Here is a 1,330-nt window from a genome sequence, read left to right on the forward strand (position 1 = left end):
GAACCTGTCCGCATTTTTGTGTGCGAGGCGGTTAGCGGAGTCACCCGCGTGCGTTGGTAAAACGCTCTCCAAACAGGATGGCAAACTGGTTCATCGCGGACGACCAGTCGAACGCCGCGCGTACTGACTTTGCCAGCACGTTGCGCAATGCCAGCCACAGCAGCTTGATGGCGGCCTCGTCATTAGGAAAGTGGCCGCGTGTCTTGATGATCTTGCGTAGTTGCATGTTCAGACTCTCGATGGCGTTTGTGGTGTAGACGACACGGCGTATGTCCGGCGGAAACACGAAGAACGGTGTGACGTTCTCCCACGCCCGTCGCCACGACTGCACGATAGTCGGATACTTCGCACCCCACGGGCCTTCGGCAAAGGCCTCCAGGGCCTGCTGAGCGGCCTGTTCACTCGCGGCGGCATAGACCGGGCGCAGCGCTGCGGCCACGCTCTTGCGGTCCTTGTAGCTGGCGTACTCCAGACTGTTGCGGATCAGATGCACGATGCAGGTCTGCACGGCCGTACGCGGGTACGCCGTGCCAATCGCCTCAGCCAGTCCCTTCAGGCCGTCGACCACCGCGATCAGGATGTCCTGGCAGCCCCGGGTCTTCAGTTCGTTGAACACTTTCAGCCAGAACTTCGCACCTTCGGTCTGTTCGATCCACAGGCCGAGCACATCGCGCTGGCCGTCGGCCTGAATGCCCAGCGCCAGATACACCGCCTTGTTGCTCACCACGCCGTCGCCACGGATCTTCACACGCAGCGCGTCGAAGAACACCACCGGGTACATCGGCTCAAGCGGACGGCTTTGCCAGGCGAGCGCTTCAGCCATGACTTCGTCGGTGACCGAGCTGATGAAATCGGGCGAAACCTCGGTGCCATAGGCTTCGGCCAGAAACGCCTGGATCTCGCGCACACTCATGCCGCGCGCGTACATGGCGATGATGCGCTCGTCGAAACCGGTAAAACGGCGCTCGTGTTTCGGAATCAGGATGGGTTCAAAACTGCCGTCACGATCACGCGGCAGATCGACCCTGAGCGGGCCATAATCGGTGATGAGCGTCTTGCCGCTGGCGCCGTTACGTTCGTTGTCCTGGCCGTCGGGTTTCGGCTGCCCCGCCAGGTAGCCCAGATGCATCTTCATCTCGGCGCCCATCGCGCGCTCGATGAGTGCCTTGTTGAACGCCAGCATCAGGTCCTGGACCTCGGTGGGCGTCATCGGGCCTTTGACCAGGTCATCCAGCAGACCTTCCGGAAGGGCAGGCAGCGGCCCTCGGGCCGCTGCCTGAGAAGCGACGGTGCGTTTCTTCTTCATCGGCATATCCATGACTTTTACCTC

The 1,330-nt window shown here is 61.6% G+C and carries 1 protein-coding gene; it reads right to left on the minus strand.

The window, feature by feature from the left end; genetic code table 11:
* Positions 1 to 40: 40 nt before the first annotated feature.
* The gene (locus NCR98_RS33225; protein ID WP_370652123.1) at positions 41 to 1,312 is read right to left on the minus strand and encodes an IS256 family transposase; all 1,272 of its coding nucleotides are present in this window, start codon (positions 1,310 to 1,312) and stop codon (positions 41 to 43) included.
* Between the last annotated feature and the right edge of the window lie 18 nt (positions 1,313 to 1,330).

This window comes from Caballeronia sp. GAWG2-1, from assembly GCF_023631405.1.
In the GTDB taxonomy this organism is placed as follows: Bacteria; Pseudomonadota; Gammaproteobacteria; order Burkholderiales; family Burkholderiaceae; genus Caballeronia.

Bases quoted from the DNA above. Each gene is read 5' to 3' on its own strand.
- NCR98_RS33225 (WP_370652123.1), bottom strand. From the start codon at position 1,312: ATGCCGATGAAGAAGAAACGCACCGTCGCTTCTCAGGCAGCGGCCCGA.